We start from the raw sequence: 22,731 nt of genomic DNA, 5'->3' as shown, positions 1-22,731 counted from the left end.
CCCTCCGGCATGCACAGGAGGTGAACCTTTTTTCCTGCCGGGGACAAGAGATCCGGTAGCCATGAACGATGACCTGAAGGCTGCCGTCCTTCTCCGCTGCCGGAAGATGGAGATCCCGCTCGTCGGGGTCGCGAGCACCGACCGCTGGGAGAACCCGCCGTTTAAGCCCTGGATGCCGGAAGCGTTCTACCCGCAGTCGATCTTCCCGGAAGCCCGGTCGGTGATCGTCATCGGCCTTCCCGTCCACCTCCCGGTGCTCGAGACCTCCCCTTCGATCTACTACCACGAGCTGTATAAGACCGTCAACACCCTCCTCGACCAGTACACCTACCGGCTCGCCTCGTTTCTCAACGACGAGGGCTACCCCTCGGTCTTCGTCCCCCGCGACGGCTACGGGTCCATCGAGGTGCTCAAAAAGAACCCGGTCGCCTTCTTCTCGCACCGCCACGCCGCCCTCCTCGCGGGGCTCGGGACCTTCGGCGTCAACAACACCCTCCTCACCCCGGAGTACGGCCCCCGGGTCCGGTTCGGCTCGGTCCTCACCGCCGCGGACCTTCCGCCCGACTCGCTGCTTCCCGGCGACCTCTGCACCCGGTGCATGCTCTGCGTCGACGCCTGCCCCGCCGGCGCGCTTGATGACCGGGACTACCCGGAGGGCCTCACCGACAAGGCGGCCTGCACCGCCAACAGCGCCGACCTCGCCCGGCGGCAGATCTCCCCCTGCGGGATCTGCATCAAGGTTTGCCCGGTAGGGGAAGACCGGCGGCATTACGGCCGGGACATCCCCGCCGCCGGCGCAGACCCGCGTTACCGCCGGGCCGGCGAGCATGTCAGGAAGTACGGCGGGTTGTGAGCCCGCCCAAAAAAAAAGTTATTCTTGTTTCCCCCGGCCCATCACACGATTCATCATCTCCGGCGCCCGGTCGCGGAGGCCGAATCCGACGATGATGGCGATCGCCGCACCGAGGCCGAGCCCAACTCCCCAGGCTATCGGGACGACGAAGACGTAGATGATCGAGAGGTCGATCAGGAGCTGCTGAAGTGCGAGGATGGCAACGACGAAGTAGAGGAACGCCCGCAGCAGCATCGTGATCAGCCCGAAGCCCTGGATACTCTGCACCTCCCCCATGTTCTGGAGGATGTCCAGCAGCCAGTCGATCAGGATGAACCCGACGACAAGGATCAGGATGAACGCGACGACATTCGGGATGTAAGCCACGATGACCGCGACCGCCGCTGTCAGGGCCGGGATCTGCAGGACGCTGACGGCTGCGAGGATCGCGATGAGGTAGATGAACCAGCGGACAATGAGGTCGAAGAGGTGGCTGATGTTCATCGTGGATCGTTCAATCTTCCGGCCGACCGATGTCTTCCGCAGCGCGTCGTCAACGCCGAGCCGGTCAAGGACCTCGGCAACAACTCTTCCGAGGATGCGTCCGAGGATCCAGCCGATGATGAGGATGATGATCGCTGCTAAAAGATTTGGAAGAAACAGGATGACGTTACGGGCCAGTTCTTCAACCGGCTCAAATGGCGCCAATACTTGCGCCGTGAGGTCTCCATTTGCCACGGTGTATCACCGGGGGAAGGATGTGGAAGGTACTATATAAATCTTGATATGCCTGCCGCCTCCCCGGGCTGCAGGGACCCCGGTGCCGGAGTCCCCGTCGCGGTAGTGATGTTCTGGATTACTCTGCGAGCCCTGCCTTCACCGGGACCCGGGAGTGCCCGGTGTAGCGGTAGAGCAGCGCGAGGATTGCCGGCATCACGACGATCGCGCCCACGAGCGAGAACCCGACGGTGATGACCGTCACGATCCCGAAGTTGCTGATGATGTTGAACGTTGAGAGAGTGAGCGCCGCAAACCCGAAGACCGTTGTCATCCCGGATGCGGTGATGGCCGTTCCGATCTTCTGGACGGCGATCTGGACTGCGTCGAGGAACTCCATGCCCCGGGCAAGTTCCTCCTCGCACCGTTCCATGATCAGGATGGTGTACTCCGAGGCCACGCCGATCGTCATCGACCCGAGGACGGCCGTCAGCGGGGTGTAGTCGAGGCCGAGGAGGTACATGATCCCCCCGTTCCAGCCCACGATGAAGACGATCGGGATGACTGGGGCGATGGCGCCGAATTTCCGGTAGACAAGGAGCAGGAACCCGAGGATGAAGGCGAACCCGAGCACGGTCATGGACGTCTTCGATCGAGCGATGTCATCCATGAGGGCGGCAAACATCTCCAGGCTGCCGGTGATCTTCCCCGTCACGCCTGCCGGCGGGTTGTTCCAGACCGCATCGCTCTGCATCCTCGCCACGAGGTCGCGGGCGGCGCTCATCTCCATGTCGACCGTCGAGAACTCGAGGACTGCCTCCAGATTCCCGTTGAGGTAGCGTTTCAGGGTCGATGCCGGGATCCGGGCGACGACATCATCAATCTCCTCACTCGTTCCAGGCAGGACCCCGCCGTTGTAGTCCCGGATCAGGGTTGCGATACTCGTCACCCCGGTTATCTTGTCGTTGTGCTCCTGCTCATAGACCCCGAACTGATCGATCCAGGCAAGCGTCTCCGGGGAGAGGACGTTGTCTGCCTTCACCACGACCGGGATGGTGGTCGTCGATCCCATCGTCCGGGTGATCTTCTCCAGGTCCTGGAGGGCGGGCATCGTGTCGGGAACGAAGGTCTTCTCGTCTGAACTGATGGGAACCTTCTCGTCGAGGTAGTAGCCGCCGGCCGCGACCACCGCAAAGAGCAGGATGACCGGGAGCGGATGTTTCGCGACCATATAGGCCAGCCTGCCGAGAAGACGGTCGTACCGCTCCATGATGGGAGTCCCTGACTCTCGGGCGGAATCGGCAGCAGGAGCCTCATGCTTCGGCCGATAACGGGTGACGATCGCAAAGACCGGGACGATGATGAGCGCCGCGACGTAACAGCAGGCCACCCCGATGGTGCAGACGATCCCGAAGTCGGCTACCATCGGCACCGGAGCAAAGAACATCGCGATGAACCCAAGCGCCGTCGCCGACATCGCGATCAGGACCGACGGGCCCATCTGCGTGACGGTGGCCCATACGGCCTCCGGGATCGTCCCGCGCCGGATCTCCTCGTCGAACCGTGCATGGAACTGGATCGCATAGTCGATCCCGATCCCGATCAGCACCGGGAACGCACCGATCACCACCATGCTGATGGGAATGCCAAAGATGCCCATGAACCCGAAGGTCATGATCACCCCGACGGCCACGATCCCGACGGGGAGGAGGCTGTAGCGGACGTGGGAGAAGAGAAGCAGCACCGCGAGAACCATCAGGAGCATGGCCGCAAGGATCAGGAGACCCATCTGTTCTCCCATCTCCTCAGACATCTCCTTCGAGAACGCCGGGTTTCCGGAGACCGTGACCGAGATGCCTGGCGGGGGTTCCGATATGCTGATGGCGGACTCGATGTTCTCGACGACCCGCATCTGGGTCTCCAGGCCGACGCCCGGCTCGAGGGCGATGACGCTGATCGTCATCAGGTCTGAAGGCAGCATCCGCTCGACCATTCCCGGGGGAGCCTGCTCGATGATGGCGTTGATCTCCGCCATCGACGATGGGAGGGTACCGCCGTTCGCCTCTTTCAGGAGGTCGACGACGCCGGAGACCTCGTCGATGTAGCGTTCGTTCCGGAGGTCTTCCTGGAGGTGGTCGATATACCGGAGCGCATCGGGGTTCCTGACGCTGTCCGCCTCATAGATGATCATGATCGCGTCAGAGCCGTAAGTCTCGGTGTAGTGGGCGAGGAGCGCACCGCGGGGGGTGTTTTTGTCAATGTAGGTGTCGTCACCGGTCTCCATCGTTACCATCGTGAGCCCGAAGAGCGCCAGGACGAAGACGGCCGCGGCAACCCCGGCGACCGTCCAGGTGTGGTTGGTGATGGCGTCTGCAAGCCACTCATAGGGGTTCTTCATGCGGGCTCCTCCGGTGTGTTCGCCCCGTACTCGCCGACGACCGCTACGGTTCCCGCGCGGGCGACCTCAGCCCGGACCCGGTTGGTCTCCTCAAAAGACGGTTCCTCGTATGACCCCTCTGGACGTATGGGGCATCGGTGTTGTTCATCAGAGCACCGGCAGGACCTGGTGTTACAGGAAATTATGTAGTTCACGTCTCTCCTCGCTATAGGTGGCTCGTCTGCTGGAGGTACTGTTTCTATGGGACCGGAGATGAACTTACTGCAACCCCGGCAGGAAGAGACACCACAGCCCGGTTCTCGTGCAGGGCTCTTTGCTGCTGGATCGCCTGCGCTTCCCCTGCCGCTCTCTCATCCCACAGGATTGAAAGCCGGCAGCTCACGGTGAAGGTGAACATCAACAAAGCCGCTGCAATCGGGCACCTCCGAAAGGCAGAGGCGTGGCTCATCGCCACGCTCCCTGACGGGGTGCAAGACGGCAGGCCGGGCCTCTTCTCGTGACGCCGGAAGAAAAATAGGGTTCTCGGGCCAGACAGCAGGCCACCGGACCGTTCCCTGTGGAGATGAAGCGCCGGCGCCCGGGATATCAGTCTGCGACCCCGGCTCCTGTCTGAACCGGAGCCCGGGTGCTCCCCGTGTAGCGGTACATGATCGAGAGCACTGCCGGCAGCGCGATGATCGCGCCCACGAGCGAGAACCCGATGGTGATGACCGTCACGATCCCGAAGTTGCTGATGATGTTGAAGGTCGAGACGGTGAGCGCCGCAAACCCGGAGATCGTCGCCACCCCGGATACCGTGATGGCCATCCCGATCTTCTGGACGGCGGTCTGGATGGCTTCGAGATAACCCACGCCTTTTGCCAGTTCCTCCTCGCACCGCTCCATGATCACGATGGTGTACTCCGAGGCCACGCCGATGCTCATCGACCCGAGTACGGCGGTCAGCGGCGTGTAGTCCAGGCCGAGGAAGTACATGATCGCCCCGCACCAGCCTACGACAAAGGCGATCGGGACGAGCGGCGATACGGCCCCGACTCTCCGGTAGACGAGGAGCAAGAACCCGAGGATGAAGGCAAACCCGAGCACGGTCATGAACGTCTTTGACTCGGCGATATCGTCCATGAGGGCGGTGAACATCTCCCCGCTACCGGTGATCGCCACCGTTGCGCCGGCAGGGGGATCGTTCCAGGCTATGTCGCTCCGGATCCCCTCGATGAAAGACTTCTGGGCGTCCATCTCCATCGCGACTGTCGAGAACTCGAGGACCGCTTCCATCCTCCCATTGAGGTAACCCTTCAGGGTTGCCTCCGGGATCCGGGCGACGGCGGCGTCAACCTCCCCGCTTGTTTTAGGCAGAACACCCCCGTTGTAGTCCCGGATCAGGGTTGCGATGCTCACAACGCCGGTCATCTTGTCGTTCTGTTCGACCTCATACGTCCCGAACCGATCTATCCATTCGAGCATCTCCAGGGAGAGGACGTCGTCCCCGGTCACGACGACCGGGACGGTGCTCGTCGACCCCATCGTCCGGGTGATCTTCTCCATGTCCTCGAGGGCAGGCATCGTGTCGGGAACGAAAGTCTTCTCATCCGCGCTGATGGGGACCTTCTCATCGAGGTAGTACCCGCCTGCCGCAACGACGCCGAAGATCAGGAGGATAGGAAGCGGGTGTTTTGCAACGGTATAGGCCAGCCTGCCGAGAAGGTGTTCATACCGCTCGACGAGAGCATGCCCGGTCCCCGAGGCGGGGTTGGCCGGCTGCGCATCGTTCTTCGGCCGGTAGTTCGTGATGAGCCCGAAGACCGGGATGATGATGAGCGCCGCAATGTAACAGGAGGCGACTCCTATGGCGCAGACCTTTCCGAAGTCGGCTATCATCGGCACCGGGGCAAAGAACATCGCGATGAACCCGAGGGCCGTCGCCGTCATTGCGATCAGGATCGACGGCCCCATCTGCGTGATGGTGGTCCATACGGCCTCCGGGAGGGGGGAGCGCCGGCTCTCCTCATCGAACCGGGCCTGAAACTGGATCGCGTAGTCGATTCCGACCCCGATGAGCACCGGGAACGCCGCAACCACTACCATGCTGACCGGGATGCCGAAGATGCCCATGAGCCCGAAGGTCAGGATGAGCCCGACGGTCACGACCCCGACGGGAAGGAGGCGGTAGCGGACGTGGGAGAAGAGGAGCATCACCGCGATGGTCATGAAGACCATGGCTACAAGAATCAGCGTGCCCATCTCCGCCCCCATCGCCTCGCCCATCTCCTTCGAGAACGCCGGGGTCCCCGAGACCGTGACCGAAACGCCCGCCGGAGGCTCCGATATGCTGATGATGGTCTCGATGTTCTCGAGGACCTGCTTCTGGACCTCCAGGCCGACGCCCGGCTCGAGGGAGATGATGCTGATCGTCATCAGGTCTGAAGGCAACATCCGCTCAACGAGTTCGGGGGGAGCCTGCCCGATGATCCCGTCGATCTCCGCCGTAGACGGCGGCAGAGTGCCGCCGTTTGCCTGTTTCAAGAGATCGACGACGCCGGAGACCTCACTGACGTAGCGTTCGTTCCTGAGGTCTTCCTGGAGGTGGTCAATATACCTGAGGATCTCGGGATTTCGGACACTGTCCGCCTCGTAGATGAGCATGATCGCGTCGGAGCCGTAGGTGTCTTTGTAATGGGCGAGGAGCGCGCCGCGGGGGGTGTCTTTGTCGATGTAAGTGTCGTCGCCGGTCTCCATCGTCACCATCGTGAGCCCGAAGAGCGCCAGGACGAAGACGGCCACCGCAACCCCGGCGACGGTCCAGGTGTGGTTGTTGACGGCGTCTGCGAGCCACTCGTAGGGGTTCTTCATGCGGACTCCTCCGGCACGTTTGCCCGGTACTCGCCGATGATCGCGAGCGTCACGGCGTGAGCGATCCCGGTCTCGTCTCCGGCGGCAGGGCCGATCCCGTACTCCTCGGCGGTACGCCGGAGTTTCACGGAGTCAAGGATCCTGTAGCCGTGGCCCGCATCACCGGACTTCACCGGCGCTGTCGTCAGGACGGACGAGAGCAGGGATGCTGTGGCCTCTTCTTCCATGGCGAGACGGTGGAGCAGGGCCACGAGCCGCCGGTAATCTGTGGGCGGAAGAAACCCGGCCTCGGTCCAGACCTGGTCGGTCTCCTCAAAGACTGGGTCCTTGCAGGAGCGGTTCCGGCTGGCCGGTCTCCGGCACACCGGGTCATCGGGGTCGTGACGGGACCCTGTGGTATACGTTGTTGTGCGGTTCACGTCTCTCCTCGCTATAAAATGGTTTATTTTATCGGAGTAGTTGTTTCGAAGGATCAATCATGAATTTGGTGCAACTCAGGAGAGGGCTTGTCCCGCGCTACGATTCCGGGGCAGGATTCCCCACGGAATCTTGTAAAACTCATTTGGCGGGGTGCGCCCGGGATCTGCGCCGGGATAGGAGGGACGTTCTGGTGCTGTGCGGGCAGCGGCCCGGCCAAACCCGGGCCTGCCCCGGATACCTATCAGGGCATGATTATGACGGTTCTTCCGGTTCTGTTTCGACGGTATCCGATCTGCTCGTTTCGGGTGATATTGCTTCTGCGTGCTACTCTTCTCCGTCCTCCCGGCAGGCGACCAGATGCTGCCTCCCTGCTGCCTCCCGGCAGGGGACGGTCGTGCGAGGAGGTTCTCTCTCGCTGATCTATCTCTTCCTCCGTAACCTATAAGTCTGGTGCAACTCAAATGAGTTGCAATGGCGAATGCGATCGTCGACGGACTCCATGCCCTCGGGATGAACGAGTATGAGGCGAGCGTCTATTCGACGCTTGTCGGGCTGCAGAAAGCGACCGCACGGGACATCCACGAGATGAGCAGGGTCCCCCGGGGCCGGATCTACGATATCTTGAACGATCTGGCCCGGCGAGGGTTCATCGCTGTGGAAGAAGGTTCTCCGGCATCCTACTACGTCCTCGACATCGACGTAATCTTCGACCGGCTCAAAGACGACTACATCCGTTCTCTCGAGGAGACGCGCGAGGCGCTCAAGAGTCTCTCGGTCAAACCGCGCCTTCCCCCGGACTCGTTCTTCATCCTCCGGAGCGGGTGGGCGATTGAGAACCATATCTCCGCGCTCTTCCGGCGGGTGAAGCGGAGCATGGTGATCCTCTGCTACAACCCCGAGTTCCTCCGAAAGTATTACACGATCATCAAGCCGCTGGAGAGGAAGATCGATCTCTACGTGGTCGTGCGGGAGAGAGAGGAATGTGCCGATATCAACCTCCCGATCTACGAGGCGAGAGGGACCGTGATCGAGCTCCTGAACGCCCGGCCGACGAACGGTTCGGTGATGGAGGGGCTCAGGAGGGATGAGTGCGCGATCCTGGTCGACGGCCTGGATTTTTTCGCCATCGCCACCGCGGGGTCCGGGCGGTATGCGGTGATCGGGTCGGACATGCCGATCATCGGGTATCTGCAGAAGACGATCGTCGAGCGGCTCCGCGAGGCGTGAAAACTCGATGAGGGTGTTGATGGTCTTCGTGCGTGGGGCCACCCCGGTTTACGGAGAACCCTGCAAAACCTATTCTTAAGGCGTTCGCCGGATCATGACACCTCATCTTCGGGGATTTGGGTGTCCTCTTTGCGTTCTCCCGGGAAACGGGCTGCCTTCAACTGTTCTTGAAGCGCTGGTATGTCGGATTGTGCCGTTTCCCAGACGATTTCAGGGCTGACACCGAAGTAATGATGGATGAGTTTGTCTCGCATTCCAGCAATGAACCGCCACGGAACTTGAGGATGCCCCGCTTTGAACGTTTCTGGGAGGTTCTTTACCGCTTCTCCGAGAATTTCAAGGTTTCTCACGACCGCGTCCTGCGTCCTGATGTCGGTGATGAACTCATCGTATGTCATACCAGAAGTGTACCGGAGGATGCGCTCGATAGCCTCGGTGATGTCGCCGCAGAGGAGGCGAACATCCGACCGTTCAGGCATACGCGACCTCGGCGGTCACCCGGTCACGGATCACCGGTTTAAGAGCGTCAGGGGTTACAAGATCAACGGGAGCGTCGAGTGTGACTGAGAGGTACTCCTCGAGTTCAAGAAACGTGAAGAACCCGACCGGTCGGGAGAACTCGACGAGGATATCGATGTCGCTCGCCTCTGTCTGCTCGCCACGTGCGACCGAACCGAAGATGCCGATCCGGCTGACAGAGAACCGTGCAGCGAGCTCGCCCTTGAGGCGCCGCAGGGTCGTGAAGACTTCTTCCCGGGACTGCATGGATACTCTGGTATTCGGTCGGGGAGGTATTAAGGAGTTGCCGTCGTTGGGGGATGGGGGACGCCCCGCCCCTCACGAGTTCTCCGGGTTTACGACCCTTCCTGCAAAGAGGACCGTGCCGGAATCTTTCTCGACGATCATGAAGACGAACGGGTGGTCCGCCCGGAAGACCGACGTGGTCTCCTCGAGGGGCATGCTTACCAGGTTCACGACGACCCCGGTCGCCGCCGCGGCCTCGGTGCCCTCCTCGTTCACGTCGACGAATGCTTTATGGACGACGTCGCTGACGAAGAGGTTCTTCGTGCCGTCCATCCCCGAAAGGTCAGCGTTGCCGGTGAACGCCGTCGGCATCCCCATCGCCGCAAGGGTCGGGGGAAGGCTGTACTCCGTCTCAAGCGTGAACTTCGGGAAGAAGACTTTGACGCGCTCGCGCACCAGCGACTCCCGGAGGTTTTCGACCGTCTCCGCATCGAGACTCTTCTCCACAGTCGTCAGGTTGTCTCCCTTCGGGAGGAGGACGAGCATCGAGAGTTCGGTTCCGTCCCCGTGCGCATACGGGAGTTCGAGTGCCTGGAGGATCTCGGTCTCCGTATACCCAAAGATCGCGTCCTCGCCGGTTCGCTGCATCATCCGGATCTGCACGGTCTCGTTCGGCCCGACCCGGAACTCTGCATCCCTCGTCTCGTTCGCGTCGAACTGCTCGGCCCAGGTGCCCTTGAAGTAGATCGCGTTCGTGATCACGAGCCGGGTCAGCGAATCGATCGAGCCCACGGGGAGGAGGTCGCGGATCTTCTCTTCGGTCGCTCTCTCCACCCACCGGTTGATCGTCTGCCGCGACCCGTCGGGGTTCCCGATGAAGTCGAGGTTCGTGACGTTCGCCCCGTACCACCGGGCGGCCACCTCGATATACTCGGGGAGGAACGGGTGGGTTTCCTCCGCCCACAACGCGTTCGCCGTGCGGAGGGTGTAGTTTGAGTCCCCGCGGTTCAGGCCGGCATCGATCGCGGCGAATCCCTCCCGCCGGAGGGTGTTGTTTGCCGGGAGGTGCAGGGCCGCCCCTATCTCGTCGGCGGTTGTGCCGCGGGCGCCTTCGTAGGTGATTGCGAGAGCCGAGGAGATGCTGTAGGGCGAGAAGAAGATGTTTTTACCCGCGGACGCTGGATCGCCTGCAATCTGCCGGTAGAGGTCGAACGCGAACAGGTTGTTCCCCCCAGCCACGCTGCCGGCCTCCGGCGTCTCGTTATCCAGCGTCTCCTGTCCCTCCAGGGGAGCGGAGTCCGCGGACGTCGCCCCCGGCATATCGGTACACCCGGCAGCGATGCTGCCGAGCACGACGAGTGATACCAGGAGCAGTATGCGGATCGTTCGTCTGTTCATGAAGTGCGTTATAGCATCCCCGATAGTTATGCCTGACGTTAACGACGGTTTTTTTGAAGTCTTGTGTCTGCCGCACGGTCCATCGTGCCGTAACCATCGCTCAGACCGGCATCTCCACCAAACGCCTCTCTTCAAACTCCGCACGGTGCTCCGGGGTCCCTATGGGCGCGTGTCCCGGGATAGGCTTTCCTTCAGCGTAGGCCAGGTAGAGGGCGCTGTTGATGAGCCCGATGTGGGTGAAGGCCTGGGGAAAGTTGCCAAGGAACGCCCCGGTCACCGGGTCGAACTGTTTGGAATAGAGGCCTACGTGGTTTGCCCGGTCCATCATCCGTCGAAAGAGCGACCGCGCCTCGCTGACGCGCCCCGAGAGCGCAAGACAGTCGATGAGCCAGAAGGTGCAGAGCCCGAATGCTCCTTCCTCGCCGGGAAGGCCGTCATCTGCCCGGTAACGGTAGACGAGGCCGTTCTTCGTCAGGCGTTTGAGCGTCGCATCGATCGTCCCCTGCACGCGGTCGTCGTCGAACGGGAGGAACTCGAGCAGCGGGATACGGAGGTTGGCCGCATCAAAGTGCTTTGACCCGTAAGACTGGACGAATGCCCCCACCTCCGCATCGTAACCCCGCTCGAGGGCCTCCCGCTTGATCGCCGCAGCTCCCCGCGTCCATTGCTTCCTGTCGCCACGGAGGCCGTAGTGGTCAGCGAGGTGGACCGCCCGGTCGAGCGCCACCCAGGGCGTCACCTTCGAGTGGACGTAGTGGCGCGGCTCACCCCGGATCTCCCATATACCCTGGTCCGGCTCTCTCCAGAGGCTGCACGCCTCGTCCGCAACCCTGGAGAGGAACGCCATCTCCTTCCCGGAGAGTTCGTGTCCTCGCCGGTAGAGCTCGTACGCGGTGTTGAGGAGCCGGGTCTGGGTGTATGCGATGCTACCGCCGGCGGGGCTCCCTCAGAACGCTGGCGAATTGTTGCACCGGAACGCCTATGAGCATGCCCGGAGAACAGACCCGGGATTGCTCATAGTCCTGACGTTGTCAGGATGCAGTTGTTAGGTGTGATGATCCATGGTAGTAATGCCCGATACCCTCGTTGCGCTCCTGAGAGACTGGCACTCGGTCCCTGTTGCGACAATTGGATCCGATGGAATGCCCAATGTCGCCGCCAAGTCGGTCATGGTCAGGGATCCCGAGACCATCCTCTGGGGAGAACTCTATTTCATGCAGACCTACGAGAACCTCACGCGGCACCCTGTTGCGTCGCTCTGTGTCTGGGAGTGGACCCCGCCGTTCACCGCGTACAAGGTGAAGGGAAGGGTGGCGATCCATAAGGATGACGACGTAACAGCGGCGCTTGACAGGAGCGTCTGGGCCGGGCACCCGGAGGAGTTCGCGGCTCGCACAGAAAAGATGGCAGCGGTCGTCCTCACGGTCGAAGAGATCTACGACCAGACTCCCCGGCTTGAGGCTGCAGGAAAGCGGATCGCGTAGGTCGTAGGGGTGGGTTTGACGGGTTGAAACAACTGCGATCCACGGGTTGGTGCCATGAACGCTCCTCCCGCACGCGTGAGTCTGGAAAGAGGCTATTTACTATCCTGGACGAAGATCGGAAGAGAAATAAGAAGGCCAGGGCCGAGATTCGAACCCGGGTCGAGGGATCCACAGTCCCTTAGGATAACCGACTACCCCACCCTGGCAAGGTACTCATTAGAGTTGGCAGTCAGATTTGATTAAGGTATCTCTTCACCACGCTCACAACCGGCACCCTCCGGAGGATCGCCGGCGATCGTGCGAACCGTCGGGCATCTGGCGGTCCACTGCTCAGGTTCTGCCGCCCCGAACTGCACAGGGTGGGCGGTGAGGTGAATTATTAATAGACTCCGTGCTCTATAACATACCAACGTTCCGGGCGGCGCCCGGTGTTCCGGGGGTAGGATAATCGCCCATACCTGGATTTGATTCAAAAAAGGCAAATATTTCCAGATTTTGAGGATTGTCCGTTCTATTTCACACGCCGGAAGGTGATACTCATGGCAAAGCAACCAACGATCAGGACCCCCATCGTCTGCGTGATGGGCCACGTAGACCACGGCAAGACGTCGCTCCTGGACAGGATCCGGGGTTCGTCCGTGGTAACCACCGAAGAGGGCGCGATCACGCAGCACATCGGCGCCACACTCGTCCCCATCGACGCGATCACCCGGATGGGCGGAGCCCTGAGCAAGGTCAACGTCAACGTGCCGGGCCTCCTCTTCATCGACACCCCCGGGCACCACGCCTTCACCACCCTCCGCGCGCGCGGCGGCGCGCTCGCCGACATGGCGATCGTCGTGGTGGACATCAACGAGGGGTTCCGCCCCCAGACGATCGAGGCCCTCCAGATCCTGCGCAACTACAAGACGCCGTTCGTCATCGCGGCAAACAAGATCGACCGTATTCACGGCTGGCGCGTCCAGGCAGGCCAGCCGTTCATGAAGACGTTTGCGCAGCAGAACGAGCGCGTCCAGGGCACGCTCGAGACGAAGGTCTACGAACTCGTGGGGAAACTCTCTGACCTCGGGTTCAACTCCGAGCGGTTCGACCGGGTCTCGGACTTCGCGCGAAACATCTGCATCGTCCCGACGAGCGCTCTCACCGGCGAAGGCGTCCCCGACATCCTCATGGTACTGATCGGGCTTGCCCAGCGCTACATGACCGAGAGCCTCAGGGTCAGCGCCGACGGTCCCGGGGCCGGCACCGTGCTCGAGGTGAAGGAGGAGAAGGGGCTCGGGATGACGCTCGACGTCATCCTCTATGACGGGACCCTCAAGGTCGGGGACGAGATCGTGGTGGCGGGCAACGACCAGATCATCGAGACCAAAGTGCGCTCCCTCTTACAGCCCCGCCCGATGAAGGAGATCCTGATCGAGGAACGGTTCGAACGGGTCAAGTCGATCACCGCCGCCGCGGGTATCAAGGTCGCCGCCCCGAAACTCGACGGCGTCATCGCGGGTTCCCCTCTCCGGGCCATCCGGGGCGCCAACCGGGATGAGATGATCGAGATGGTCCGGCACGAGGTCCAGGACATCCAGGTGAACCTCTCCGATGTCGGGGTCATCATCCGGGCAGATACCATCGGCGCCCTCGAAGCCCTCTCAAAAGAGCTCGAAAGCCACCAGATCCAGGTGATGCGGGCCACCGTCGGGCCGGTCACCCGTCACGACATCATCGAGGCGGGAACGATCAAAGACCCCCTCTACAGTGCGATCATCGCCTTCAACACCCCGGTCCTGCCGGACGCGGTCGACACCCTCGGGGATGCCATGATGTCGCATGTCCACATATTCGAGGGCGGGGTCATCTACCAGCTCATCGACGATTACATCGAGTGGCGCGAGGAGAAGAAGCAGGAACTCGAACGGCAGCAGTTCGAGAAGTTGATCATGCCCGCCAAGATCCGGATCCTCCCGAACTGTGTCTTCCGGCAGAGCAACCCCGCGGTGGTCGGCGTCCGGATCCTCGGCGGGAAACTCCAGAGCGGGGTTGACCTCGCCCTCGCAAACGGCAAGAAGATCGGCCGGATCAAACAGATCCAGGCGAAGAACGAGACGGTCCAGGAGGCGGAAGCGGGCAAGGAGGTTGCGATCTCGATCGAAGGCCCGACGGTCGGCCGCCAGATCAATGTCGATGATGACCTCTACGTGGATATACCCGAGCGGCACGTGAAGATCATCGAACGGGAGATGATCGACCACTTAAGTTCGAGCCTGCGAGAGACGCTCGAAGAGTTCACCCGGCTCCGGCGCCGGGAAGATCCCTTCTGGGGGAAGTGAATCTTCCCGGCGCCGGAGCGCGGGTCCTCTCCCGGCCGGCATTTTCTTCCCGACCTCGCAAAGGTAGACTTTTAATACCATATTCTCAAATTGTATAGGTACTTTCGAAGGAGTCGTCAACATGGCAGATTTCAAAATTATTCTATCAGACCCGGAGACCGGGCATGCATACAAGATTGATGCGACCGGCCCCGCCGCAGGAGCGCTCATCGGCAAGCGTATCGGTGACGAGATCGACGGGGGCGTCTTCGGCCTTGCGGGCTATACGATCCGGATCACCGGGGGCACGGACAAGACCGGCATTCCCGCGCGCCGCGACCTTCCCGGACCGGCACGGAGAAGACTCCTCCTTTCTGAGGGTGTCGGGTTCCACCCGGTCATGGACGGGGAACGCCGCAGGAAGTCGGTGCGGGGAAATGAGATCAGCGCCGATTTTGTCCAGATCAACGCCGCCGTAAAGCAGAGCGGTGCAAAACCCTTAGCCGAATACTTCAGCCAGCCCGAAGCGGCCGCTGAATAATCAGCACCCTTTTTTCCAGAGCTTATCCCGGAGTGGAGACTCTCTCCCGGTGAGGGGGATGATGGCCGGGAGCCTCTCTGCACAGGGGAGGTTGTTCACCTCAACGTTGCAACCGACTTTTCCAGGGCAGGCAGTTTGTCCTCGAACGCCACCCCGTACTTCTTCGCCAGGATGATCGCCGCCGCCTCCACCCGGAGGTTGCCGTCGAAGTGGTCGGTCACGACCTTGTGGAGCTCGGCGACGACCTCCTGCGGCGGTTTTCCCGTCGTGGCAACGATCCGCCCGATCAACGCCTCGTAAGGGCTCTCAGCGGCGAGGACGTCGGAGGTGGGCTTGAACCCGAGCGGTATCGAGACCTCCGCGACGTCGAAGAGCGGGCGGATGGCCCCCCCGTCTATCTCGACGAGCCCATCCGACCTCGCTCGCTCCAGGAGCTGGTTCGCCTGCTCCTTGTTCATCCACTTGCGGTCAATGGCAATGTAAAAGACGAACTCGCTCCGTTGCAACCGCTCCTTGCGCATATGTTTGAACGGCGCAGCAACCGCAATCTTGACGCTCACTCGCAAGCACCCTTGAGAAGCCGTCGCAGGTCCATCGCATCCAGGTCACCGAGGCGACCATCCTTGGCCACATAGCACTCCGTCACCGGGCCCTTATCGATGATCCGGAGGAAGAAGACGTTCTCCGAGACCGGCAGTCTCTTTTCAGGGGTAAGGAGCGTCCGCTGGAGGTCAACCCGGAAGTCTGCCATCTCACTGACCTTCTCTGAGAGCGGCGCCAGGGCGCTGAGGTCCAGGAACTGCGTCCGCCCGTCAGCGACCTGGATGAGGACCCGTTCCTTGACAAGGCCGTCGGCCCCCCGCACGGTCGTATGCGTATCGTGCATCCGGGCTATACAGGCGAGAACGTCCTGGAACGGCCTGACGATCTCGAAATCGAGGTCGATGGACTGGGGAAAACGATGGTATATCCTGCGCATCACTAGAACTGAGGTCCGCGGAACGTAAAAAGCATATGATCCCGCCGGGGCGCAAAGGTTTTTTGCATCCCCTATCCTCTGCACCCGTATGACCGACCACCTCACCCTCCTGCAGATGAACGACTCGCACGGGTATCTGGAGCCGCACCAGGAGCTCTTCTATGCCGGCGGCCGGCAGGAATACCGGATGGCGGGTGGATATGCCCGGATAGCCGCGCTCTTTGAGGAGATCCGCGATGCACGGCGGGACCAGGTGCTCGCGTTTGACTGCGGCGACACGATTCATGGAACCTACCCTGCCGTCCAATCGAAGGGCGAGGCGCTCATCCCGGTGCTGAATGCGCTCGGATTCGATGCCATGACCGCCCACTGGGAGTTTGCGTACGGCCCCGAGCAGTTCCGGAAGGTGGCCGCGAGGCTCGACTACCCGGTCCTCGCCGTCAACTGCTACGATGAGGCCACCGGCGACCTCGTCTTCCTGCCGTCTACGGTCTGCGAGGCCGGGGAACTGCAGGTGGGCGTCATCGGCATTGCCGCCACCATCGTCGACAAGGTGATGCCGCCGTCCTTCTCGGAAGGGGTCCGCTTCTCCCTTGGCAACGCCGAACTCCCGGGGCAGATCGCCCACCTCCGCGACGACGAGGGGGTGGATCTCGTCGTGGTGATATCGCACCTCGGGTTTCCCCAGGAGGTGCAGCTCGCCCGGGAAGTGGACGGGATCGACATCCTCCTCTCGGGACACACCCACAACCGGCTCTTCGAACCGGCGGTCGTGAACGATACCGTCATCATCCAGTCCGGCTGCCACGGCTCCTTCCTCGGGCGGCTCGACCTTACGGTCGAGAACCGGCGGGTGAAACACTTCGACCACAGCCTCATCGTCGTCGGTGAGGAGATCCGGCCCGATCCCGGGGTTGAGGACCTCGTCGAGCGGGTCATGGACCCGCACCGCGAGCGCCTCTCCCGGGTCGTCGGGGAGACCCGGACCCCTCTCAACCGGAACACGGTCCTTGAGGCCACGATGGACAATCTCCTCCTCAAGGCGCTCCTCGATGCCACCGGCGTGGAGATGGCGTTCTCGAACGGCTGGCGCTATGGCGCTCCGGTGCCGCCGGGTCCGGTTACGGCAAACGACCTCTGGAACATCATCCCGGTCAACCCGGTGGTCTCCACGGTCGAGATCACGGGCCGGGAACTCCGGACGATGATGGAGGAGAACCTGGAGCGGACCTTCGCGCGAAACCCCTACGAACAGATGGGGGGTTACGTGAAGCGTTGTATGGGAGTCACCCTCTACTGCAAGATCGAGAACCCGCCCGGGCATCGCATCCAGGAGTTCTTCGTTGGAGGAAAACGGCTTGACCCGGATACCGTCTACCGGGCTGCGTTCGTCACCGGGCAGGGTGTGCCGTCGAAGTACGGGAAGAACCGGGAGGACCTCGATATCCGGGCGGTCGAGGCGCTCGAACGCCACCTGGCACGGGGGCCCGTCAGAGCCGATCTGGTCGGGAGTGTGACGGCGATATGATGCCCTCCCCGCAGGTTGTCATCCACCTGGACGAGCGCGAGAAGGCGGGCCTCGCGCTGACCGGTGTAAAGAATCTTCTTGCAGGCCTCGACAGCGTCGAGGTCGAGGTGGTCGCCCACTCCGATGGGGTGGAGGTCCTCCGCACCGGTAGCCCGCATGCGGCGCTCGTGGGCAGCTCGCGGGCCGGGGGGTCCGGTTCGCTCTCTGGGAAAACACTCTCCGCTCCCGGAACCTTGCCCTGCAGGATTTCCCCGGTTATGTCGAGACTGTCCCATCCGGGGTCGTGGAACTGGTAACCCGCCAGGTGGAGGGATGGTTCTATATACGACCGTAAAAAAGGGTATTATACGAGCAGGACGGCGTTGACGACGCCGTCCTGGCCGGGTCTGCTGACGATCCGCGCGCGTCCCATCTCAGTCCTGATGATGGCCCCCTTCGTGAGGAGGTTTCGCCGGACGTAGTTGGGGTTCGCGCTGTTCGCCTCGACCGTCTCGATCTTCGCCTTGTGGGTCTCGCCGGTTGCCGGGTTTGCGACCGTCGCGATATCGAGCCGGAGTGCCCGGACCTTCTGGTTGCCCCCGAAGGTGCGGACGATCTTCTTGCGCTCTTCACCGATGTGCGTCTCTGCCGGAGCTCTGCCGATCTCCGACCTCATCTTGCCCCGGGAGGTGTGGTAGCGCCCGCCCGAGGGCTTCCGTACTGATCTTCCTTGCCACTGCATGTGACCACCGTAATATACTCTGTAGAGGACGCGATACCCCTGGGGCTAGCAATCTCTCGTTAAAGTGCTATAACTATTCGAGACCGGGATATTTAACACTGCTGATCAGGCGAGGATGGCGTCGAGCAGCGCCTCGAGCCCTTCCCCGGTCTTCATGTTCGTCCGGAAGACCTTCATCTCCGGGTTGTAGCGGTGCATGTCCCGCTCCATCCGGTCGAGGTCGGAGCCGATGAGCCCGGCGAGGTCGGTCTTGTTGATGACGCCGATGGTGCTGCCGCGAAACATCATCGGGTGCTTGTTCACGACATCGTCGCCTTCGGTCGAACTGACGATGACGATCCTCTTCTCGGCGCCCAGCCGGAAGTCGGTCGGGCAGACCATGTTGCCGACGTTCTCGATGAAGAGGACGTCGATCTCGTCGAGCGGCAGGTGCTCGATGGCGTGCTCCACAAGGTGGGCGTCGAGGTGACACTCCTTCCCGGTGTTCGCGTTGTAAGCAGGGACTCCTGCTGCAACGATTCGCTGGAAGTCGTCGTCACCGTAGACGTCCCCGGCGATGGCGCCGACGCGGAGCCCCCGTTCCCGGAGTTTTGGTGCGAGCCGTTCGATCAGGGCGGTCTTCCCTGACCCGATGGCGCCGAGGAGGTCGAACGACCGGATGCCGTGAGCCTTGAGGTGTTCTCTATTGGCGTCTGCAATGCGGTTGTTGACGTCGTAGATGTCCTTCTCCACATGGACGTCGATATGGTGCATGGTAAGTACTGTGATCATGATCTGTTTATAGGTTAACACTCAAACCCTACGGCAATGAGTGCAGAACGCATCCTGTATCCCTGTTACTTCAATACCACGCTAAAGCGGCGTGAGGGACGCCGCGTCGCAAAGAACCTCGGCGTGAAGCCCCCGGATCTTCCTGCCATAGAGGCCGTCCTGCGGCGGATGAAGGTCCCGTTCCGGGCGGAGGAGCACCACCACCCCGCCCGGTGGGCGGAGCATGAAGGGCGGATCGTGGCGGAATGGGAAGGAAGCAAGGAAGACCTGATCAAGAAGGTCGCCGGCGGTCTTGCCGGCCGGAAGTGACCGGGATGTACGATCTGCACACCCATACCATCCTCTCCGACGGTGAACTTCTTCCGACGGAGCTGGTTCGTCGGGCTGCCGTGCTCGGTTACGAGACCCTCGCCATCACCGACCACGCGGATGCCTCAAACCTCGCGCACCTGGTGGAGGCAGTGAGCAGAGTCCGGGATTCGGCGCAGTGCTACGGCGTGAACCTGCTTGTCGGGGTGGAACTCACCCATGTCCCGCCGCCTCTGATCCCGGTGCTTGCCCACGATGCAAAACGGCGCGGCGCTGATATCGTCGTGGTCCACGGCGAGACGGTGACGGAACCGGTCGCTCCGGGGACCAACCGCGCGGCCTGCACGTGCGACGACGTGAACGTGCTTGCCCATCCGGGGTTCATCACGGTCGAAGATGCCCGCGCAGCTGCAGAGCGCGGGATAGCGCTCGAGGTCACCTCCCGCGCGGGGCATAACCGGACCAACGGCCATGTAGTGCGGGTGGCGAGGGAGGCCTGTTGCTCCCTCACGGTCGATTCCGATACACATGCGCCGTCCGATCTGATGTCAAAGGAGGCACGGTGGGCCGTTGCGCTCGGCGCGGGATTGACGGAGGCAGAATCGCGGGAGATTCTTTCCCAGGATATAAATCGGCTTCTCCAGAAATAAGATGAGGTATTTATAATTTAGCAAAACGTTTTTATACTCTCGGGGTCAATATATATATGTTACTAAATACATCCAACTATAGTATCCCCTAGAGGTTGCAGTTTGCGGTTAATCGGACGTTCAGTAAGTGTTTGCGGTAATCGCTTGTTAATCTTGCGATGTGATGCTGCACAGTTGCCCCGCCTCTACGGTGAGGCTGTGGATCGCCGATTAAAGCCCGTCGGGAAGGTAGTTGATATCTTTGGGAATATATCATCTCCCTATGCCGTAGTCCTCTGCTACAATGGCTGTTCGGTGCAGGTTGGCGAGAAGATCTTTGCAAAATAGGTGTAAATTCGATGGCAGAAGTTGAAAAATTGAAGCAGCTGCAGTTGCAGCGTGAGGCCCTGAAGAAGAGGGGGGAGCAGAAGGTCAAGGAGACGGAGAAGAAGCGTACCGAGGAGAGCGTCCAGTCCGTCTGCCCTGAGTGCGGCAGCCGTCAGCTCGTCCACGACTACGAGCGTGCCGAACTCGTATGCCAGAATTGCGGTCTCGTTCTTGACGAGGAGTTCATCGACCGCGGTCCCGAGTGGCGTGCGTTCGATCACGACCAGCGCATGAAGCGCTCTCGTGTCGGCGCGCCGATGACGTTCACGATCCACGACAAGGGTCTCTCGACGATGATCGACTGGAGGAACCGTGACTCCTACGGTCGTGCGATCTCGAGCAAGAACCGTGCCCAGCTCTACCGGCTCCGGAAGTGGCAGCGGCGTATCCGGGTCTCGAACGCGACCGAACGGAATCTTGCGTTCGCCCTCTCGGAACTGGACCGGATGGCGTCCGCGCTCGGCCTGCCCCGGAACGTGCGCGAGACCGCAGCAGTGGTCTACCGTGACGCGGTGGACAAGAACCTGATCCGTGGCCGGAGTATCGAGGGGGTTGCGGCGGCAGCGCTGTATGCGGCATGCCGGCAGTGCAGTGTCCCCCGGACGCTCGACGAGATCGCCGAGGTCTCCCGTGTATCGAGGAAGGAGATCGGGCGCACCTACCGGTTCATCTCCCGCGAGCTCGGGTTGAAACTCCTGCCGACGTCCCCGATCGATTACGTACCGCGCTTCTGCTCGGGCCTGAACCTGAAGGGTGAGGTCCAGAGCCGCGCGGTCGAGATCCTCCGGCAGGCTGGAGAACGCGAACTTACGAGCGGCAGAGGGCCAACGGGCGTCGCTGCCGCCGCGATTTACATCTCCTCGATCCTCGGCGGCGAGCGGCGCACCCAGCGCGAAGTTGCTGAAGTCGCAGGCGTGACCGAGGTCACGATCAGGAACAGATATAAGGAACTGGCAGAAAAATTAGATATCGAGATCATACTCTGATCTCATATCATCTCACCCCCTTGGGCTCGTAGATCAGGGGTAGATCGCTGCGTTCGCAACGCAGAGGCCGCGGGTTCAAATCCCGCCGGGTCCATTTCTCTTTCTTCTTGATCTCTATTCTAAGGCGATACTATTGAGTTTATTGCATTTCGACCTTCATAGGCGACCGCAGGTCGCCGGGGGTTTTGAGCGGGGTGAAGCCCCTTCGGTTGGGACAGAGAAGCCGCGGGTTCAAATCCCGCCGGGTCCGCATTCCTCCCGCTGAAGTTTTGCGATCTCCCGCCGGGTTCTTCCCACCGTTACCACCCCGGACCAATGTTCCCGCACGGTCAGGGATAACGAAACTTTTCTGGCCCGGGAGCGACTATACTTCGGTGTGTTCCCGGTTTTGCACCTGCAGTCAACTGTTGCACCTGGATCATACCCGGGAGAGTTACCATGAGATCTGAGGGGGTTGGGGGTAATATCTATTTTAACGGTGATTGCATCGCCGGGGCAAGGGAGCACATTCCTGATGACTCGGTCGACCTGATCATCACCGACCCACCTTACGGCATCAACGGTGACAAACTCCACAAACACTATAACCGCAACGAAGCGTTCGTCGTTGAAGGCTACGTCGAGGTTCCTGCGTCAGAATATGGTGAGTTCAGCCTGAATTGGATAAAAGAAGCCGAACGTATTCTCAAACCGGGAGGATCGCTGTACATTGTCTCCGGGTATACGAACCTGTACCACATTCTCCACGCTCTCCGGCAGACTGAACTTGAAGAGATCAATCACATCATCTGGAAATACAATTTTGGCGTATACACCCGCAGAAAATACGTATCATCCCATTACCATATCCTCTTCTACGGAAAACCCGGGGGAGAGAGGACATTTGAGCTGGAATCCCGATTCGGGTTAACTGAAAAGGATTCTGCTGATGGATCGTTGAACTATCAGGATCGTGAAGATGTCTGGATCATCAATCGTGAATACAAGCCGGGCCGGGTGAAGAATAAGAACGAGTTGCCGACAGAACTGCTCATAAAAATGATACAGTACAGCAGCCGTGAGGGCGATCTGGTATGTGATCTCTTCCTCGGCGGATTTTCGACGGCAAAGGTAGCCGTCGGCCTTAACCGCCAGGCGACGGGCTTTGAGATCTCCCCTTCGATCTTTGATGCGAAGATCGAGGAGATGCGGAATGTTCTGCCCGGACACCTTCTCTCGACGCTGAGATCCCCGGAGATTGAGGAGCCGGTGAATCAGGGCAGATCATGGACCGGCGAGGATATGGCGACCCTGGTTCTCCGATTCAACCAGCTCATCGAATCAGGTAAAACAAAGAAAATGGCCATAGAACTCCTGGGAGAAGAACTTGGCCGGGGACGATGGGCTATCGAGAAGATGTTAAGAAAATTGGGTGTCCGGTCCAACGACGGCAGACGAGGTCGGCCTGGTAAGAACTCGATCTAAGTTCTCGAACCCCTCCCCCTTCGGGGAAGTCGTCTCTTGCACCCCC

Annotated in this window: 24 protein-coding genes and 2 tRNA genes; 12 read left to right on the top strand and 14 right to left on the bottom strand. The window is 61.1% G+C overall.

The genetic code is table 11. From position 1 onward, the window contains the following. Window positions 1-61 precede the first annotated feature (61 nt). A complete protein-coding gene (locus tag V6K60_RS10380; protein ID WP_332450444.1) occupies window positions 62-853 on the top strand; it encodes a 4Fe-4S binding protein in 792 nt (263 codons plus the stop codon). Window positions 854-871: 18 nt separating this feature from the next. Here the strand turns inward: V6K60_RS10380 and V6K60_RS10375 are convergent, their stop codons facing one another. From V6K60_RS10375 to V6K60_RS10355, 5 genes are all read right to left on the bottom strand, one after another. Beyond that, window positions 872-1,570 (bottom strand): mechanosensitive ion channel family protein, encoded by a 699-nt coding sequence (locus V6K60_RS10375; protein ID WP_332450443.1) that lies wholly within the window; start codon window positions 1,568-1,570, stop codon window positions 872-874. 118 nt (window positions 1,571-1,688) lie between these two features. Beyond that, window positions 1,689-3,947: an efflux RND transporter permease subunit gene (locus tag V6K60_RS10370; protein ID WP_332450442.1), complete on the bottom strand. Its 2,259-nt coding sequence runs from the start codon at window positions 3,945-3,947 to the stop codon at window positions 1,689-1,691. Continuing rightward, complete coding sequence (locus V6K60_RS10365; RefSeq protein ID WP_332450441.1) at window positions 3,944-4,141, bottom strand: hypothetical protein; 198 nt, start codon at window positions 4,139-4,141, stop codon at window positions 3,944-3,946. Before V6K60_RS10365 ends, V6K60_RS10370 begins: the two co-directional genes overlap by 4 nt. A 391-nt stretch (window positions 4,142-4,532) precedes the next feature. After that, window positions 4,533-6,797, bottom strand: coding sequence for an efflux RND transporter permease subunit (locus V6K60_RS10360; RefSeq protein ID WP_332450440.1), 2,265 nt, complete (start codon window positions 6,795-6,797; stop codon window positions 4,533-4,535). Next, window positions 6,794-7,216: a hypothetical protein gene (locus V6K60_RS10355; protein WP_332450439.1), complete on the bottom strand. Its 423-nt coding sequence runs from the start codon at window positions 7,214-7,216 to the stop codon at window positions 6,794-6,796. Before V6K60_RS10355 ends, V6K60_RS10360 begins: the two co-directional genes overlap by 4 nt. A gap of 472 nt (window positions 7,217-7,688) precedes the next feature. On the opposite strand from V6K60_RS10355, the gene V6K60_RS10350 reads away from it, so the two are divergent. Continuing rightward, complete coding sequence (locus V6K60_RS10350; RefSeq protein WP_332450438.1) at window positions 7,689-8,444, top strand: TrmB family transcriptional regulator; 756 nt, start codon at window positions 7,689-7,691, stop codon at window positions 8,442-8,444. Window positions 8,445-8,536: 92 nt separating this feature from the next. Here V6K60_RS10350 and V6K60_RS10345 read toward each other — a convergent pair whose 3' ends face one another. The 4 genes from V6K60_RS10345 to V6K60_RS10330 all read right to left on the bottom strand — a co-directional run bounded on the left by V6K60_RS10345 (window position 8,537) and on the right by V6K60_RS10330 (window position 11,433). Further along, the gene (locus tag V6K60_RS10345; protein WP_332450437.1) at window positions 8,537-8,923 is read right to left on the bottom strand and encodes a HepT-like ribonuclease domain-containing protein; all 387 of its coding nucleotides are present in this window, start codon (window positions 8,921-8,923) and stop codon (window positions 8,537-8,539) included. Next, window positions 8,916-9,209, bottom strand: a complete 294-nt coding sequence (locus tag V6K60_RS10340) for a nucleotidyltransferase family protein (protein WP_332450436.1) — start codon at window positions 9,207-9,209, stop codon at window positions 8,916-8,918. The genes V6K60_RS10345 and V6K60_RS10340 overlap by 8 nt, the downstream gene beginning before the upstream one ends. Window positions 9,210-9,281: 72 nt before the next feature. Next, window positions 9,282-10,586 (bottom strand): serpin family protein, encoded by a 1,305-nt coding sequence (locus V6K60_RS10335; RefSeq protein WP_332450435.1) that lies wholly within the window; start codon window positions 10,584-10,586, stop codon window positions 9,282-9,284. A gap of 100 nt (window positions 10,587-10,686) precedes the next feature. Continuing rightward, the gene (locus V6K60_RS10330) at window positions 10,687-11,433 is read right to left on the bottom strand and encodes a glycoside hydrolase family 15 protein (RefSeq protein WP_332450434.1); all 747 of its coding nucleotides are present in this window, start codon (window positions 11,431-11,433) and stop codon (window positions 10,687-10,689) included. A 214-nt stretch (window positions 11,434-11,647) separates the two neighbouring features. Between V6K60_RS10330 and V6K60_RS10325 the strand changes: the two genes are divergently transcribed. Next, window positions 11,648-12,070, top strand: coding sequence for a pyridoxamine 5'-phosphate oxidase family protein (locus V6K60_RS10325; protein WP_332450433.1), 423 nt, complete (start codon window positions 11,648-11,650; stop codon window positions 12,068-12,070). Between the two features lie 133 nt (window positions 12,071-12,203). On the opposite strand, the gene V6K60_RS10320 is transcribed toward V6K60_RS10325, so the two are convergent. Further along, window positions 12,204-12,276 (bottom strand) — tRNA-His (locus V6K60_RS10320). Between the two features lie 333 nt (window positions 12,277-12,609). On the opposite strand from V6K60_RS10320, the gene infB reads away from it, so the two are divergent. Both infB and V6K60_RS10310 read left to right on the top strand, forming a co-directional pair. Then, window positions 12,610-14,391, top strand: coding sequence for a translation initiation factor IF-2 (infB, locus tag V6K60_RS10315; protein WP_332450432.1), 1,782 nt, complete (start codon window positions 12,610-12,612; stop codon window positions 14,389-14,391). Window positions 14,392-14,512: 121 nt separating this feature from the next. Further along, window positions 14,513-14,911 carry a 30S ribosomal protein S6e gene (locus V6K60_RS10310; protein ID WP_332450431.1) on the top strand — a complete coding sequence of 133 codons (399 nt, stop codon included), beginning with the start codon at window positions 14,513-14,515 and terminating at the stop codon, window positions 14,909-14,911. Window positions 14,912-15,006: 95 nt separating this feature from the next. On the opposite strand, the gene V6K60_RS10305 is transcribed toward V6K60_RS10310, so the two are convergent. Then, window positions 15,007-15,471 (bottom strand): DUF2240 family protein, encoded by a 465-nt coding sequence (locus V6K60_RS10305; protein WP_332450430.1) that lies wholly within the window; start codon window positions 15,469-15,471, stop codon window positions 15,007-15,009. Next, window positions 15,468-15,890 carry a hypothetical protein gene (locus V6K60_RS10300; protein WP_332450429.1) on the bottom strand — a complete coding sequence of 141 codons (423 nt, stop codon included), beginning with the start codon at window positions 15,888-15,890 and terminating at the stop codon, window positions 15,468-15,470. Before V6K60_RS10300 ends, V6K60_RS10305 begins: the two co-directional genes overlap by 4 nt. A gap of 88 nt (window positions 15,891-15,978) precedes the next feature. Between V6K60_RS10300 and V6K60_RS10295 the strand changes: the two genes are divergently transcribed. Together V6K60_RS10295 and V6K60_RS10290 are read left to right on the top strand one after the other, a co-directional pair. Beyond that, window positions 15,979-17,418, top strand: coding sequence for a bifunctional metallophosphatase/5'-nucleotidase (locus V6K60_RS10295; RefSeq protein WP_332450428.1), 1,440 nt, complete (start codon window positions 15,979-15,981; stop codon window positions 17,416-17,418). Beyond that, on the top strand, window positions 17,415-17,714 hold the full coding sequence (locus V6K60_RS10290) for a hypothetical protein (protein ID WP_332450427.1): 300 nt from the start codon (window positions 17,415-17,417) through the stop codon (window positions 17,712-17,714). The genes V6K60_RS10295 and V6K60_RS10290 overlap by 4 nt, the downstream gene beginning before the upstream one ends. Window positions 17,715-17,761: 47 nt before the next feature. Here the strand turns inward: V6K60_RS10290 and V6K60_RS10285 are convergent, their stop codons facing one another. Beyond that, window positions 17,762-18,139 carry a 30S ribosomal protein S8e gene (locus tag V6K60_RS10285; RefSeq protein ID WP_332450426.1) on the bottom strand — a complete coding sequence of 126 codons (378 nt, stop codon included), beginning with the start codon at window positions 18,137-18,139 and terminating at the stop codon, window positions 17,762-17,764. A 105-nt stretch (window positions 18,140-18,244) separates the two neighbouring features. Continuing rightward, window positions 18,245-18,892, bottom strand: coding sequence for a hydrogenase nickel incorporation protein HypB (gene hypB / locus V6K60_RS10280; protein ID WP_332450461.1), 648 nt, complete (start codon window positions 18,890-18,892; stop codon window positions 18,245-18,247). Between the two features lie 54 nt (window positions 18,893-18,946). Between hypB and V6K60_RS10275 the strand changes: the two genes are divergently transcribed. From V6K60_RS10275 to V6K60_RS10255, 5 genes are all read left to right on the top strand, one after another. After that, entirely contained in the window at window positions 18,947-19,219 is a 273-nt protein-coding gene (locus V6K60_RS10275) for a signal recognition particle subunit SRP19/SEC65 family protein (RefSeq protein ID WP_332450425.1), read from the top strand. 5 nt (window positions 19,220-19,224) lie between these two features. Continuing rightward, window positions 19,225-19,869, top strand: coding sequence for a histidinol phosphate phosphatase domain-containing protein (locus V6K60_RS10270; RefSeq protein WP_332450424.1), 645 nt, complete (start codon window positions 19,225-19,227; stop codon window positions 19,867-19,869). Window positions 19,870-20,207: 338 nt separating this feature from the next. Beyond that, a complete protein-coding gene (locus tag V6K60_RS10265) occupies window positions 20,208-21,221 on the top strand; it encodes a transcription initiation factor IIB (RefSeq protein WP_011843316.1) in 1,014 nt (337 codons plus the stop codon). A gap of 22 nt (window positions 21,222-21,243) precedes the next feature. Next, window positions 21,244-21,315, top strand: a tRNA-Ala gene (locus V6K60_RS10260). A 344-nt stretch (window positions 21,316-21,659) separates the two neighbouring features. Then, window positions 21,660-22,685, top strand: a complete 1,026-nt coding sequence (locus tag V6K60_RS10255; RefSeq protein ID WP_332450423.1) for a DNA-methyltransferase — start codon at window positions 21,660-21,662, stop codon at window positions 22,683-22,685. Window positions 22,686-22,731: the final 46 nt, after the last annotated feature.

The organism is Methanoculleus sp., from assembly GCF_036677455.1.
Taxonomy (GTDB): domain Archaea; phylum Halobacteriota; class Methanomicrobia; order Methanomicrobiales; family Methanoculleaceae; genus Methanoculleus.
The sequence above is the reverse complement of the archived record's forward strand: the minus strand, read 5'-3'. Positions and strand labels throughout refer to the sequence as shown.